Source organism: Buttiauxella agrestis ATCC 33320, from assembly GCF_000735355.1.
Lineage (GTDB): Bacteria > Pseudomonadota > Gammaproteobacteria > Enterobacterales > Enterobacteriaceae > Buttiauxella > Buttiauxella agrestis.
Map to the genome: position 1 here is coordinate 80,930 of NZ_JMPI01000074.1, position 12,621 is coordinate 93,550.

14 protein-coding genes are annotated in these 12,621 nt (G+C 50.7%); 4 read left to right on the forward strand and 10 right to left on the reverse strand.

The window, feature by feature from the left end; genetic code table 11:
* Nucleotides 1-26: 26 nt before the first annotated feature.
* Both sbp and GBAG_RS21015 read left to right on the forward strand, forming a co-directional pair.
* On the forward strand, nucleotides 27-1,016 hold the full coding sequence (sbp, locus tag GBAG_RS21010; protein WP_034500038.1) for a sulfate/thiosulfate ABC transporter substrate-binding protein Sbp: 990 nt from the start codon (nucleotides 27-29) through the stop codon (nucleotides 1,014-1,016).
* Nucleotides 1,017-1,110: 94 nt separating this feature from the next.
* Nucleotides 1,111-1,869, forward strand: a complete 759-nt coding sequence (locus GBAG_RS21015) for a CDP-diacylglycerol diphosphatase (protein ID WP_034500039.1) — start codon at nucleotides 1,111-1,113, stop codon at nucleotides 1,867-1,869.
* 44 nt (nucleotides 1,870-1,913) lie between these two features.
* Here GBAG_RS21015 and tpiA read toward each other — a convergent pair whose 3' ends face one another.
* Nucleotides 1,914-2,681 carry a triose-phosphate isomerase gene (gene tpiA, locus GBAG_RS21020; protein WP_034500041.1) on the reverse strand — a complete coding sequence of 256 codons (768 nt, stop codon included), beginning with the start codon at nucleotides 2,679-2,681 and terminating at the stop codon, nucleotides 1,914-1,916.
* Nucleotides 2,682-2,791: 110 nt separating this feature from the next.
* Entirely contained in the window at nucleotides 2,792-3,358 is a 567-nt protein-coding gene (locus GBAG_RS21025) for a DUF1454 family protein (protein ID WP_246864893.1), read from the reverse strand.
* 147 nt (nucleotides 3,359-3,505) lie between these two features.
* Between GBAG_RS21025 and GBAG_RS21030 the strand changes: the two genes are divergently transcribed.
* On the forward strand, nucleotides 3,506-3,925 hold the full coding sequence (locus GBAG_RS21030) for a DUF805 domain-containing protein (RefSeq protein WP_034500043.1): 420 nt from the start codon (nucleotides 3,506-3,508) through the stop codon (nucleotides 3,923-3,925).
* A 1-nt stretch (nucleotide 3,926) separates the two neighbouring features.
* Here GBAG_RS21030 and fpr read toward each other — a convergent pair whose 3' ends face one another.
* From fpr to GBAG_RS21050, 4 genes are all read right to left on the reverse strand, one after another.
* Complete coding sequence (gene fpr / locus GBAG_RS21035) at nucleotides 3,927-4,673, reverse strand: ferredoxin--NADP(+) reductase (RefSeq protein ID WP_034500044.1); 747 nt, start codon at nucleotides 4,671-4,673, stop codon at nucleotides 3,927-3,929.
* Between the two features lie 101 nt (nucleotides 4,674-4,774).
* Nucleotides 4,775-5,785, reverse strand: coding sequence for a class II fructose-bisphosphatase (gene glpX, locus GBAG_RS21040; protein WP_034500046.1), 1,011 nt, complete (start codon nucleotides 5,783-5,785; stop codon nucleotides 4,775-4,777).
* Between the two features lie 97 nt (nucleotides 5,786-5,882).
* Nucleotides 5,883-7,397, reverse strand: coding sequence for a glycerol kinase GlpK (glpK, locus tag GBAG_RS21045; protein WP_034500047.1), 1,515 nt, complete (start codon nucleotides 7,395-7,397; stop codon nucleotides 5,883-5,885).
* 21 nt (nucleotides 7,398-7,418) lie between these two features.
* Nucleotides 7,419-8,270 (reverse strand): MIP/aquaporin family protein, encoded by an 852-nt coding sequence (locus GBAG_RS21050; protein ID WP_034500050.1) that lies wholly within the window; start codon nucleotides 8,268-8,270, stop codon nucleotides 7,419-7,421.
* A 568-nt stretch (nucleotides 8,271-8,838) separates the two neighbouring features.
* Between GBAG_RS21050 and zapB the strand changes: the two genes are divergently transcribed.
* Nucleotides 8,839-9,078, forward strand: coding sequence for a septal ring assembly protein ZapB (gene zapB / locus GBAG_RS21055; protein WP_034461423.1), 240 nt, complete (start codon nucleotides 8,839-8,841; stop codon nucleotides 9,076-9,078).
* A 58-nt stretch (nucleotides 9,079-9,136) separates the two neighbouring features.
* Here the strand turns inward: zapB and rraA are convergent, their stop codons facing one another.
* From rraA to hslV, 4 genes are all read right to left on the reverse strand, one after another.
* Entirely contained in the window at nucleotides 9,137-9,622 is a 486-nt protein-coding gene (gene rraA / locus GBAG_RS21060) for a ribonuclease E activity regulator RraA (RefSeq protein ID WP_034500052.1), read from the reverse strand.
* A gap of 92 nt (nucleotides 9,623-9,714) precedes the next feature.
* Complete coding sequence (gene menA / locus GBAG_RS21065) at nucleotides 9,715-10,644, reverse strand: 1,4-dihydroxy-2-naphthoate polyprenyltransferase (protein WP_034500054.1); 930 nt, start codon at nucleotides 10,642-10,644, stop codon at nucleotides 9,715-9,717.
* 76 nt (nucleotides 10,645-10,720) lie between these two features.
* The gene (gene hslU / locus GBAG_RS21070) at nucleotides 10,721-12,055 is read right to left on the reverse strand and encodes an ATP-dependent protease ATPase subunit HslU (protein ID WP_034461420.1); all 1,335 of its coding nucleotides are present in this window, start codon (nucleotides 12,053-12,055) and stop codon (nucleotides 10,721-10,723) included.
* A gap of 9 nt (nucleotides 12,056-12,064) precedes the next feature.
* Nucleotides 12,065-12,595, reverse strand: coding sequence for an ATP-dependent protease subunit HslV (gene hslV / locus GBAG_RS21075; protein ID WP_034461419.1), 531 nt, complete (start codon nucleotides 12,593-12,595; stop codon nucleotides 12,065-12,067).
* Nucleotides 12,596-12,621: the final 26 nt, after the last annotated feature.

Genomic DNA, 12,621 nt, shown 5'->3' on the forward strand with positions numbered 1-12,621 from the left:
TCAAATCTGATTAAAGAGAGCGAACGATGAACAAGTGGGGAGTTGGACTTACATTACTGTTGGCATCAACCAGCGTACTGGCGAAAGATATTCAGTTACTTAACGTCTCATACGATCCCACTCGCGAACTTTATGACGAGTACAACAAGGCGTTCAGTGCTCACTGGAAACAACAAACCGGCGATAACGTTGTTATTCGTCAGTCTCACGGTGGCTCAGGTAAACAAGCAACGTCTGTTATCAACGGCATTGAAGCTGACGTAGTGACTCTGGCCCTGGCGTACGATGTCGATGCTATCGCTGAACGTGGCCGTATCGATAAAAACTGGATCAAGCGCCTGCCAGACAACTCCGCGCCTTATACGTCGACTATCGTTTTCCTGGTGCGCAAAGGCAATCCGAAACAAATTCATGACTGGAACGATCTGATTAAACCGGGCGTTTCCGTTATCACTCCAAACCCGAAAAGCTCAGGCGGCGCGCGCTGGAACTATCTGGCAGCGTGGGGTTATGCCCTTCATCACAACAATAACGATCAAGCCAAAGCGCAAGATTTCGTGAAAGCGCTGTATAAAAACGTTGAAGTGCTGGACTCCGGTGCTCGCGGTTCAACCAATACCTTCGTTGAGCGCAATATCGGTGATGTGCTGATTGCCTGGGAAAACGAAGCATTACTGGCAACTAACGAGCTGGGCAAAGATAAGTTTGAAATTGTCACCCCAAGCGAATCAATCCTTGCCGAGCCTACCGTTTCTGTCGTCGATAAAGTGGTCGATAAGAAAGGGACTCAGGAAGTTGCTACGGCGTATCTGAAATACCTTTACTCGCCAGAAGGCCAGGAAATTGCGGCGAAAAACTACTATCGCCCACGCAATGCAGACGTTGCGAAGAAGTATGAAAGTGCTTTCCCGAAACTTAAACTGTATACCATTGATGAAGAGTTCGGCGGCTGGACAAAAGCGCAGAAAGATCACTTCTCAAATGGCGGAACCTTCGACCAGATTAGTCAGCGTTAAGTTTAAAGGCGGCTCCGAAAGGAGCCGTTTTGCTTTTGAGTTTCCGTAAGTTGCGTTACGCTGAGCATCCCTCTAATTGTTTCTAAGGTTTCAATTGCGGTTACGACGCCCGGTCATTCTTTTAATCCTCGTATTGCTTGTTACCGCGGTGGGATGGTTTAGCCTGCGGCAATATTTGCATCACCCCGATGCGCTATGGCGAATCGTCAGCCAGCAATGTGTTCCTCAGCAGCAAAAAAACCAAAGCCCTGAGCCTTGCGCCAAAGTGGATTTGCGCTCGGGATATGTTTTGCTCAAAGACATCAACGGCCCACTTCAATATTTGCTCATGCCTGCCGCGAAAATTAAAGGTATGGAAAGCCCTGAGCTTTTGCAGCCGAAAACACCGAATTTCTTTTGGCTGGCCTGGCAGCAGCGCAATGTGATGAGTGTTCACCGAGGATCTCACGTGCCTGACGAAGTTATTTCGCTCACGATAAACTCCACGTCCGGGCGCACGCAAAACCAGCTGCATATTCATATTTCCTGTTTGCGGGAGGATGTGCGCGAGCAGTTGAATCGCTATACAAACACCCTGAACAGCCACTGGCAGCAATTCCCGGAATCACTGGTGGGAAACCAGTACATCGCAAGAAAAGTGGGTGTGGAGGAGTTTTCACAATCTGGCCCGTTTATCATGCTGGCGAATCAGGTTGCGCAGGCACGCGAGCATATGGGGCGTTACAGTATTGCGATGGCACAACTGGCTGACGGAGATTGGGTGGTTTTGGCGACAGAGCGGAATTTACTACGCTTGAATCTGGCTTCTGCTGAGCAACTACAAGATCATGACTGCGGATTGCTCAAAAAATAAAGGCCCTGCCGGAGCAGAGCCTTAACGTTTATTCGCGAGAAAACTTACGCTTTTTTCGCTTCAGCCGCAGCTTTAACGATAACGGCAAATGCGTCTGCTTTCAGGGAAGCACCGCCAACCAGCGCGCCGTCGATATCCGGCTGAGCAAACAGCTCTGCTGCGTTTTTATCGTTTACGGAACCGCCGTACTGGATGATCACTTGCTCAGCCACTTTCGCATCAGCTTTAGCGATGTGGTCACGAATGAATTTGTGAACAGCCTGAGCCTGAGCAGGAGTTGCTGATTTGCCAGTACCGATTGCCCATACTGGTTCGTAAGCGATTACCACGCCTTCGAATGCGGCAGCACCCTGAGTTTTCAGAACCGCGTCAATCTGACGTGCACAAACTTCTTCAGTTTTGCCCGCTTCGTTTTCTGCTTCGGTTTCGCCGATGCAAAGAACAGGGATCAGGCCAACTTCTTTCAGAATGGCGAATTTCTTAGCGATCAGTTCATCAGACTCTGCGTGGTAAGTACGACGCTCTGAGTGACCGATGATGATGTATTTAGCACCAACATCTTTCAGCATTTCTGCGGAAACTTCGCCAGTGAATGCGCCAGACAGGTTCAGGTCAACGTTCTGAGCACCAAGAATGATGTGGCTGCCAGAAGCGGCATGTTTAGCCAGATCCAGATACATAGTAGGAGGAGCGATAGCCACGCCACAGCCAGCAACGCCAGCCAGTTCTTTGCGTAAGCCAGCAACCAGCTCGTGTACCATGTGCTTGCTGCCGTTCAGTTTCCAGTTACCCATCACCAAAGGATGTCGCATCTTAATTCTCCACAAGGTCAAACTAATAAAAGAATCGCTGCCATTCAGGGCAGCATGGTCTGTGAAACAGTATAGAGACTCAACTGCCTAAAGGCTTTGCTTTTTGTCATTTATTCGCCGTTGTTAAGCGTTTCAGATAGCGTCAGCTTAATCGGTTCAACTGCGAAGGTAAGCCCCTTTTCACCGTTATCCGCAACCACATAGCGAATCGCGCCATCTGTTTGCGCGTAATAACGCTTGTTCTTACCATTGCCGAGCAATTTGTTAAGTTTCGTCACGCTTTGCGGTTTTGAAAGCGATGTCGTAAACGTGCGAACCAGCGCCGCCATATACTCATTCGCTTTTGCGCGAGCGGCTTTTTGCTCCGGTCCCTGAATCGGTAACCAGGTTATCTGAATAGATTTTATCTTGAGCGTGCCGCGCTCAAGTGCGGCGGACGCATAGAGATTTTCGTTAATCTTACTGGCTGCGCGCATCAGGTTGATTTCATCAGCATTAGAGTCGATGGCGCGGAATTCGTTGATCGGCAACTTCGGATTTTCAGCGCTGAATTTTTCCCGAAACTGCGTGATGTTCATGTCAAACGTTGGCGCACCTGCCAGCAAATACGGAGCGGCTTGTAGCGTTGACGCAGAATCTGTAGGCGGATCGGCCCAGACCACCGTGGCGGGTAGCATCAGTAAAGCCAGAGCTGCAAACAGATGTCTCATTGACAAATTCTCCTGTGAATTCTGCTTCCCGATTAAATCGGCATTCCGTTGGCTTGTCAAAACCCGGCATAGCCAGGGTACACTACGGCGCTAAACAATAAAATGGACCTTACCATGACCATACAGCAATGGCTGTTCTCTTTTAACGGACGTATTGGACGTCGTGACTTCTGGATTTGGATTGGCGTTTGGTTAATCGCGCTGATCATTCTCTTCACCCTGGCGGGTGCAGAAATTATGCCTTATTCCACCGCGGGTTTCTTTTTATCGGGTTCGTTGATTCCAACGGCGGCGGTGATTGTGAAACGTCTGCATGACAGAAATAAGAAAGGCTGGTGGGCGCTGCTGTTTATTCCAGCGTGGCTGCTGCTCGCGGGCAACTGGGAAACATTCGGAACTTTAGCGCAATGGGGACTTGGGCGTTTTATTCCAACGCTGATTCTGGTGATGGTGATTATGGACCTGGGCGCGTTTGTTGGCACCCAGGGTGAAAACCGTTTTGGCAAAGACACCAGCGAAGTGAAGTACCGCTAAATTACCAGTAATGTTCAGCAGTCATATGGCCCGGTCGGCGACGTAAATGTTTGGTCATCTGCCGGGTATCTTTCAGCAATTGCTGCGTATCACGTACCATCTGCGGGTTGCCGCACAACATCACATGGCTGGTTTCAATGTTCATCGGCAATCCGACTGCCGCTTCCAGCTCACCGTTTTCGATCAATGCAGGCACGCGTCCGGTTAGCGAACCCGGAATAGACTCACGGCTGACAACCGTCTGAATGCGTAGCTTTCCTTCGTATTGCTGCTGGAGTTTTTGCATTAACGGCAAATAACTCAAGTCCTGCGCGTAACGTACTGCATGCAGCAAAACGATATTCTCAAAACGCTCGAGTCCAGTGCCTTCCTGCAAAATTGAAAGATACGGCCCTAATGCGGTTCCTGTCGCCAGCATCCATAGCGTCTGGCAGTCAGGAATTTCATCGAGCACAAAGAAACCTGCCGCTTCGCTGACCAATGAAATCTCGTCGCCGGGTTGCAGCGCGTGTAAACGCGGGCTGAGTTTGCCTTCAGGTACGGTGACCAGATAAAACTCAAGATTCGGATCGCTGGGCGCGTTGACGTAGGAGTAGGCTCGCTGCACGCGTTCGCCATCAATTTCCATCCCAAGCTTGGTAAATTGCCCGGCGGTGAAAGGGGCGACAGGCGCATGAACAGTGAGACTAAACAGAGCATCGGTCCAGTTTTCAATCCGGATGACTTTACCTTTGACCCATTCCGCCATAATGCACGCTCCCCTTTGTTGTGTTTTCCCTATCTTCACCAGAAAAGTGCGAGATTTCCAGCCGGTTAAAGCTGGAAAGCTCAATCAGACAAACGGCGGCCTTACAGAATATGAGTCTGTACGTCCGGGTCTTTGCGGTCGAGATAGTGAATAGATTGGATACGGCGAATAGTGCGAGACTTTCCGCGAATCAGCAGTGTTTCTGTGGTCGCCATATTCCCTTTGCGCGTAATCCCGTCCAGCAAATCGCCTTTAGTGATGCCGGTTGCGGAGAAGATAACGTTGTCGTTACGCGCCATATCATCGAGTTTTAATACCACACCCGCTTCAATGCCCATTGCCTTACAGCGTTCTAATTCTTTTTCACCGATAAGACGGTTTTCTTCGCTATCACCCTTCACATGGTGACGAGCCAACAGGCGGCCTTGCATGTCGCCATCTAACGCACGAATAACCGCTGCGGAAATCACGCCTTCAGGTGCGCCGCCGATACCGTACATCACATCGACTTCGCTATCTGGCATACAGGTCAAAATTGACGCTGCAACATCACCATCAGGAATGGCGAAAACGCGCACGCCAAGTTTTTGTAACTCAGCAATGGTGGCGTCGTGGCGTGGTTTAGCAAGAATGGTAACGGTGAGCTCGCTCAGTGGCTTATTGAGCGCAACGGCGATGTTATAGAGGTTTTCAGCCAGCGGCAGATTGAGGTCGATAATGCCTTTCGCACCCGGGCCGACAATCAGTTTTTCCATGTACATATCGGGCGCATTCAGGAAGCTGCCTTTATCGCCGACGGCCAGCACCGCCAGCGCGTTGGCCTGGCCCATTGCCGTCATGCGGGTACCTTCAATCGGGTCAACAGCGATGTCTACCGCGTCGCCCTGGCCGGTACCGACTTTTTCACCAATGTAGAGCATTGGTGCTTCGTCGATTTCCCCTTCGCCAATCACAATCTGGCCATCAATATTGACCTGATTGAGCATGATACGCATGGCGTGAACGGCTGCTCCATCCGCCGTGTTTTTGTCGCCACGACCCAACCATTTATAACCCGCCAGTGCCGCCGCTTCGGTTACACGGGAAAATTCAATCGCAAGTTCTCGTCTCATTACATACTCATTTAAGAAGCCCAATTGCGACCGAGTTTAGCACAGGCGGGGTAGGGTGATCCCCTCTCCCTGGGGGAGAGGGTTAGGGGGAGGGCAATTAACTTTCTTCGTGATCTTCCCAGGCCAGCGCGCGTTTCACGGCTTTTTTCCAGCCAGCGTAACGGTAGTTGCGTTCGGTGGTTTCGATACCTGGACGGAACTCTTTTTCGATAACCGCTTTCTCGCTAACTTCGTCCAGGTTCTGCCAGAAACCAACGGCCAGACCCGCCAGATATGCCGCGCCCAAAGCTGTGACTTCGCGGACTTCAGGGCGTTCTACACGCGTACCTAAAATGTCCGCCTGGAATTGCATCAGGAAGTTGTTCGCCACCGCACCACCATCTACACGCAGAGCGTGAAGACGGATATTCGCGTCAGCCTGCATCGCTTCCAGCACGTCGCGCGTTTGATAAGCGATGGACTCAAGCGTGGCGCGGATAATGTGGTTGGCGTTCACGCCACGCGTCAGGCCGAAGATGGCGCCACGGGCATATGGGTCCCAGTAAGGTGCGCCGAGGCCAGTAAACGCAGGGACGACATATACACCGTTGGTGTCTTTCACTTTCGTTGCAAAGTACTCGGAATCCGTCGCGTCGCTGATAAGTTTCATTTCATCGCGCAGCCACTGAATAGAAGCACCACCCATGAATACGGCACCTTCCAGCGCATAATTCACTTCACCACGTGGGCCGCAAGCAATCGTCGTCAACAAGCCGTGAGTAGATTTAACCGCCTGAGTACCGGTGTTCATCAACATGAAGCAGCCGGTGCCGTAGGTGTTTTTCGCCATCCCTTCTTTGACGCACAACTGACCAAACAGAGCGGCTTGCTGGTCGCCAGCAATCCCGGCGATAGGAATACGCGTACCGCCTTTACCACCGATGTTAGTCTGACCATAAACTTCTGAAGATTTACGCACTTCTGGCAGCATCTCGCGTGGGATATCCAGCGCTTCGAGCATGCGGTCATCCCAGGTGAGATCGTGGATGTTAAACAACATGGTACGGGAGGCGTTGGTGTAGTCGGTGACGTGCACGCGCCCTTGAGTCATTTTCCAGATAAGCCAGGTATCGACCGTACCAAACAGCAATTCGCCACGGCGAGCACGCTCACGCGAACCCTCCACATGGTCCAGAATCCACTTCACTTTGGTGCCGGAGAAATACGGGTCAACCACTAGGCCGGTTGCTGATTTGATGTACTCTTCCAGTCCGTCGCGTTTGAGCTGTTCGCAGATTTCTGCGGTACGACGGCACTGCCAGACGATGGCGTTATAAATCGGTTTGCCCGTCTCTTTTTCCCAGACAATCGCGGTTTCACGTTGGTTGGTGATACCAATGGCGGCAATTTGGTCTGAGTTGATATCAGCTTTCGCCAACACTTCGACAAGTGTGGAACTTTGTGTTGCCCAAATCTCCATTGGGTCGTGTTCTACCCATCCTGCTTTTGGGTAGATTTGCTGGAATTCGCGCTGCGAAACGCTGACTACGTTGGCATCGTGATCCAGGACGACGGCGCGGGAGCTGGTGGTACCCTGATCAAGTGCGACGATATATTTTTTTTCGTGAGTCATAATCTTGTCCTGAAGTCAGTCTTACAAAGAAGCATTTTGTTGCGTGGAGGTGCTGGATTTCTCTTTATCTTCAACACATACATCGCAAGGTAAATGGTGGCCAATCAACTTACGGTAGCCAAATGCGCCAAGTGCTGCGCCTACTATTGGGCCAAATACTGGCACCAGGAAGTAAGGAATATCGCGTCCACCCGTAAAGGCAACCTCACCCCAGCCCGCGAGCCATGCAAACAGTTTCGGACCGAAGTCACGCGCAGGGTTCATAGCAAAGCCGGTGAGCGGTCCCATTGATGCGCCGATAACCGCAATCAGCAAGCCAATCAGCAACGGTGCTAATGGGCCACGTGGAATGCCGTTGCCATCATCAGTCAGAGCCAGGATAACGCCCATCAAAATGGCGGTAATCACCATCTCTACAGCAAACGCCTGAATCAAATTGATGTGTGGATTAGGATAGGTTGAGAAGATACCGGCCAAATCCAGGCTTTCTACGCTGCCGCGCACCATATGATGCGTCTGTTCGTAATCGAGGAATAAATTGTAATACAGGCCATACACCAAAGCTGCGGCGCAGAACGCACCTGCGACTTGTGAAACAATAAACGGAACCACTTTGCGTTTATCGAAGCAGGCGAACAGGCACAATGCGATGGTGACTGCCGGGTTGAGGTGCGCACCGGATACCCCTGCGGTCAGGTAGATAGCCATCGCTACCCCCAGCCCCCAGATGATACTAATTTCCCATTGCCCGAAGCTTGCGCCTGCCACTTTTAAGGCGGCAACGCATCCGACACCAAAGAAAATCAACAATGCTGTACCCATGAACTCGGCGATGCACTGACCTTTCAAGGTTGATGGAGCTGTCTGACTCATAATAGGGTCCTGAAGGCAAAATTAATGATTATTGTTTGTTCGGGCATTCCCTGCCGCGCAGGTGCCATGTAGGCGTAGTGTTAATTTATCGTTAACGAACATAAACGAGAAATATCGAACCTTAAATTTGTGTGGCTCGTCATAAAAATGAGCGATTTCGCGTCATTATGTGCGCATTATCACCCAAAAAAGACAACGCAAACGCGCACGTTAATCTTCAGCGCATTAACAAATAGTGATTTTAAGCCGCCCTGTCGTTCGGTATATGCCGAAAAACGTTATGTTACGCAAAGAGCGCTTGAACTCGCTGGACACGCGTACTCACGCTACTTACAATCGAGACACGCTGCGTGGTGCGCATATATTCATAAGGTGTCTTCGGGGAATATCCGGAACGGGGATTTATACCCATCATCCTTCAAGCTGCAGGGACGTTGGCTGCGCTCACTTACCCGAACACTTACTGAAGTAAGCTCATCGGGATAAGCTCCCTGGCCGCCTACCTGCAACTCGAATGCTAACGGGTATAGACATCCATCAACGCCTTGCAATTCAGGAGAGGTTCGAAATGTCATTTGAAGTGTTTGAGAAACTGGAAGCAAAAGTACAGCAGGCGATTGATACCATTACCCTGCTGCAAATGGAAATCGAAGAACTGAAAGAGACGAACAACAATCTGTCTCAGCAAGTTCAGCAATCTCAGAGCAATCATGAAGAATTAGTACGCGAAAACAATTCTCTGAAAGAGCAACAGCACGTCTGGCAGGATCGTCTGCACGCCCTGCTGGGTAAAATGGAAGAAGTGTAAGACCACAGCTTCAATAAAAACGGGCGCCCCAGGGCGCCCGTTTTGTTATTCGATTTTGTTACTCAATATCGAGGGGATCTTCGGAAAGGATAATGCCGGTGTTATCCGCATACAGATGGTCGCCGGAGAAGAATGTCACGCCGCCAAAGTTAACGCGCACGTCACTTTCACCAACGCCAACACCCGCAGAGCCAACAGGAATGGCGGCAATTGCCTGAATACCAATATCCAGTTCTTCCAGGTCATCGACCTGGCGCACGGCACCGTATACCACAATGCCTTCCCACTCGTTTTGAGTCGCCAGACGGGCAAGTTCTGCGTCAATCAACGCGCGGCGAACTGAGCCACCGCCATCAATCACCAGCACTCGGCCACGGCCATTTTGTTCGAGCAGATCATACAACAATCCGTTGTCCTCGAAACATTTCACCGTGATGATTTGCCCGCCAAAGGACGACCGCCCACCGAAATTGGAAAACAGCGGTTCAACGACGTTGACATCTTCCTGGTAGATGTCGCAAAGCTCGGAAGTATCATATTTCATAGGATTAAGATTCTGTTGCTGCACGAGTTGTCAGTATATCGCTTAATGTTAACTGTTGGCAAAATCATCAATTGTTAATTGATATTTGTCAGCTAAAACGACACCGTACTAAGCACAACTCCTATCGCAAACAATAGGTTAGTCAGTAACGCGGCTTTTACCGTGCGCTCGAGCATGGGACGCATCGCGAGCGGATCCCTTTCGCGCAGCACAAACAGGGTTTGCTTAATCAGAAGCGGTGCTGCCAGCACAAACAGCCAACCCCACAGACTTTGTAGCCACACCAGATTAAACACGGCCAGGCAGACCAGAGCGCCCATCAGCAAGCAGGCGTGATAACGACGAGCCTGCACTGGCCCCAGACGCACCGCCAGCGTGTTTTTACCGTTTTCCCGGTCGCTGTCGATATCGCGCAAATTATTAATATTAAGCACTGCAGTCGCTAATAACCCGCACGCGGTCGCAGGTAAAAAGACTAGTGGCGCGAGAGAGTGCGCTTGTAGATACCAGGTTCCTGCCACGCTCAGCCAGCCGAAAAACACCAGCACCGAAATATCACCAAGCCCCATGTAACCATACGGACGCGTGCCGACGGTGTAGGTGATGGCCGCGATGATTGCCAGTAAACCTAAAGCCAGGAAGCCGAGGAAATCTGCCAGCGTACGGCAGGCAACGGCCACCAGCGCCAGTCCAGAAAGGCAAATCAGTATCACGGTGATCATCAGCGCCTTTTTCATTTGCGCTTGAGTAATCACCCCTTTTTGCATCCCGCGCAGCGGCCCGATACGGTCTTCTTTGTCGCTACCTTTTACCGCATCGCCGTAATCATTCGCCAGATTTGAGAGGATTTGCAGTAACCCCGCAGTCAACAATGCCAACAATGCGATTGCAGGGTTAAACACACCTTGCCAGAAAGCCAACGCCGAACCACAAACAATTGAGGCAAATGCCAGAGGTAACGTGCGTGGGCGCAGGCTTTCAAGCCAGGCCTGAGTGGTGCTTACAGAGTGCGATTCGCTCATAGTTCTCTCTGTTAGATATAAAAAAATGGAGGGCATAAGCCCTCCATTTCAAATGAAGAAAATACGTTGAGCGGGATTATAGGATAAAACGGCTCAAGTCTTCATCTGCTACTAGCTCATCCAGATGCTTACTGACATATTCGCCATCGATCAGGATGGATTGGCCGTTCATCTCGCTGGCATCATAAGAGATATCTTCAACCAGACGTTCCAGCACAGTGTGCAGACGACGCGCACCGATGTTTTCAGTCGATTCGTTCACTTGCCATGCGGCTTGAGCAATACGACGAATACCATCTTCGGTGAAGTCGATATTTACGCCTTCGGTGCCCAACAGCGCCTTGTACTGCACAGTGATCGACGCATTTGGCTCAGTCAGAATACGCTCGAAATCTTCTACGGTCAGCGCCTGTAATTCCACACGAATTGGCAGACGACCCTGCAATTCAGGAATCAAATCAGACGGGCTTGCCACCTGGAATGCGCCGGATGCGATAAACAGAATGTGGTCAGTTTTGACCATACCGTGTTTAGTCGAAACGGTGCAGCCTTCAACCAGCGGCAGCAAATCACGCTGCACACCTTCACGAGACACATCCGGGCCGGAGCTGTTGCCACCGCGCTTACAGATTTTATCGATCTCATCGATAAACACGATGCCATGTTGCTCAACGGCATCAATCGCGTCTTGCTTAAGCTCTTCCGGGTTCACCAGTTTCGCAGCTTCTTCTTCAATCAGAAGTTTCATCGCGTCTTTGATTTTCAGCTTGCGAGGTTTTTGCTTCTGACCGCCGAGATTCTGGAACATGGACTGCAACTGGCTGGTCATTTCTTCCATGCCAGGAGGAGCCATGATTTCAACACCCATCGGTGCCGCAGCCAGATCGATTTCAATTTCTTTATCGTCCAGTTGGCCTTCACGCAATTTCTTACGGAAAGACTGGCGAGCCGCAGATGGCTCAGGTGCAGTTTCGTTTTGACCCCAGTTGTTTTTAGCTGGCGGGATCAGCACATCAAGAATGCGCTCTTCTGCCATTTCTTCAGCACGATAGCGGTTTTTCTCGATGGATTGCAGACGCACCATTTTCATCGCGGAATCAGTCAGATCGCGGATGATAGAATCCACTTCTTTACCCACATAGCCGACTTCGGTGAATTTGGTTGCTTCAACTTTAATGAACGGCGCGTTAGCCAGTTTTGCCAGACGGCGGGCAATTTCGGTTTTACCTACGCCAGTTGGGCCGATCATCAGAATGTTTTTTGGCGTAACTTCATGACGCAGCTCTTCATCAAGCTGCATACGGCGCCAGCGGTTACGCAGCGCAATCGCCACGGAACGCTTGGCATTGTCCTGGCCAATGATGTGTTTGTTCAGTTCGCTGACAATTTCGCGTGGAGTCATTTCAGACATGGGGATTCCTTACGCCTTAGACGCTAATTCTTCAATAGTATGGAAATGGTTGGTGTAGATGCAGATATCACCGGCGATCCCCAGCGATTTCTCTACGATGTCACGAGCACCTAGTTCAGTATTTTCAAGAAGCGCACGTGCCGCAGCCTGGGCATAAGGGCCGCCTGAACCAATGGCAATCAGGTCATCTTCTGGTTGGATAACATCACCATTACCGGTGATGATAAGAGAGGCGTTTTCGTCAGCGACTGCAAGCAGAGCTTCGAGTTTGCGCAGCATACGGTCGGTACGCCAGTCTTTTGCCAGTTCAACCGCAGCTTTCACCAGGTGGCCCTGGTGCATTTCAAGCTTGCGTTCAAACAATTCGAATAGGGTGAAGGCATCCGCAGTGCCGCCAGCAAAGCCAGCAATCACTTTGTCGTTATACAAACGACGCACTTTTTTGACGTTGCCTTTCATTACAGTATTGCCGAGCGTGGCCTGACCATCACCACCGATTACGACATGGCCATTGCGGCGCACACTTACTATTGTTGTCACGAGCAGACCCCTTATTGCATCAGCTA

What these genes read in the sequence shown, in the direction of transcription:
- GBAG_RS21050 (WP_034500050.1), bottom strand. Translation starts at nt 8,270, where the DNA reads ATGAGTCAGACAGCTCCATCAACCTTGAAAGGTCAGTGCATCGCCGAG.
- menA (WP_034500054.1), bottom strand. Translation starts at nt 10,644, where the DNA reads ATGAGCGAATCGCACTCTGTAAGCACCACTCAGGCCTGGCTTGAAAGC.
- tpiA (WP_034500041.1), bottom strand. Translation starts at nt 2,681, where the DNA reads ATGCGACATCCTTTGGTGATGGGTAACTGGAAACTGAACGGCAGCAAG.
- GBAG_RS21030 (WP_034500043.1), top strand. Translation starts at nt 3,506, where the DNA reads ATGACCATACAGCAATGGCTGTTCTCTTTTAACGGACGTATTGGACGT.
- fpr (WP_034500044.1), bottom strand. Translation starts at nt 4,673, where the DNA reads ATGGCGGAATGGGTCAAAGGTAAAGTCATCCGGATTGAAAACTGGACC.
- zapB (WP_034461423.1), top strand. Translation starts at nt 8,839, where the DNA reads ATGTCATTTGAAGTGTTTGAGAAACTGGAAGCAAAAGTACAGCAGGCG.
- glpK (WP_034500047.1), bottom strand. Translation starts at nt 7,397, where the DNA reads ATGACTCACGAAAAAAAATATATCGTCGCACTTGATCAGGGTACCACC.
- hslU (WP_034461420.1), bottom strand. Translation starts at nt 12,055, where the DNA reads ATGTCTGAAATGACTCCACGCGAAATTGTCAGCGAACTGAACAAACAC.
- rraA (WP_034500052.1), bottom strand. Translation starts at nt 9,622, where the DNA reads ATGAAATATGATACTTCCGAGCTTTGCGACATCTACCAGGAAGATGTC.
- glpX (WP_034500046.1), bottom strand. Translation starts at nt 5,785, where the DNA reads ATGAGACGAGAACTTGCGATTGAATTTTCCCGTGTAACCGAAGCGGCG.
- GBAG_RS21025 (WP_246864893.1), bottom strand. Translation starts at nt 3,358, where the DNA reads ATGCTACCCGCCACGGTGGTCTGGGCCGATCCGCCTACAGATTCTGCG.
- sbp (WP_034500038.1), top strand. Translation starts at nt 27, where the DNA reads ATGAACAAGTGGGGAGTTGGACTTACATTACTGTTGGCATCAACCAGC.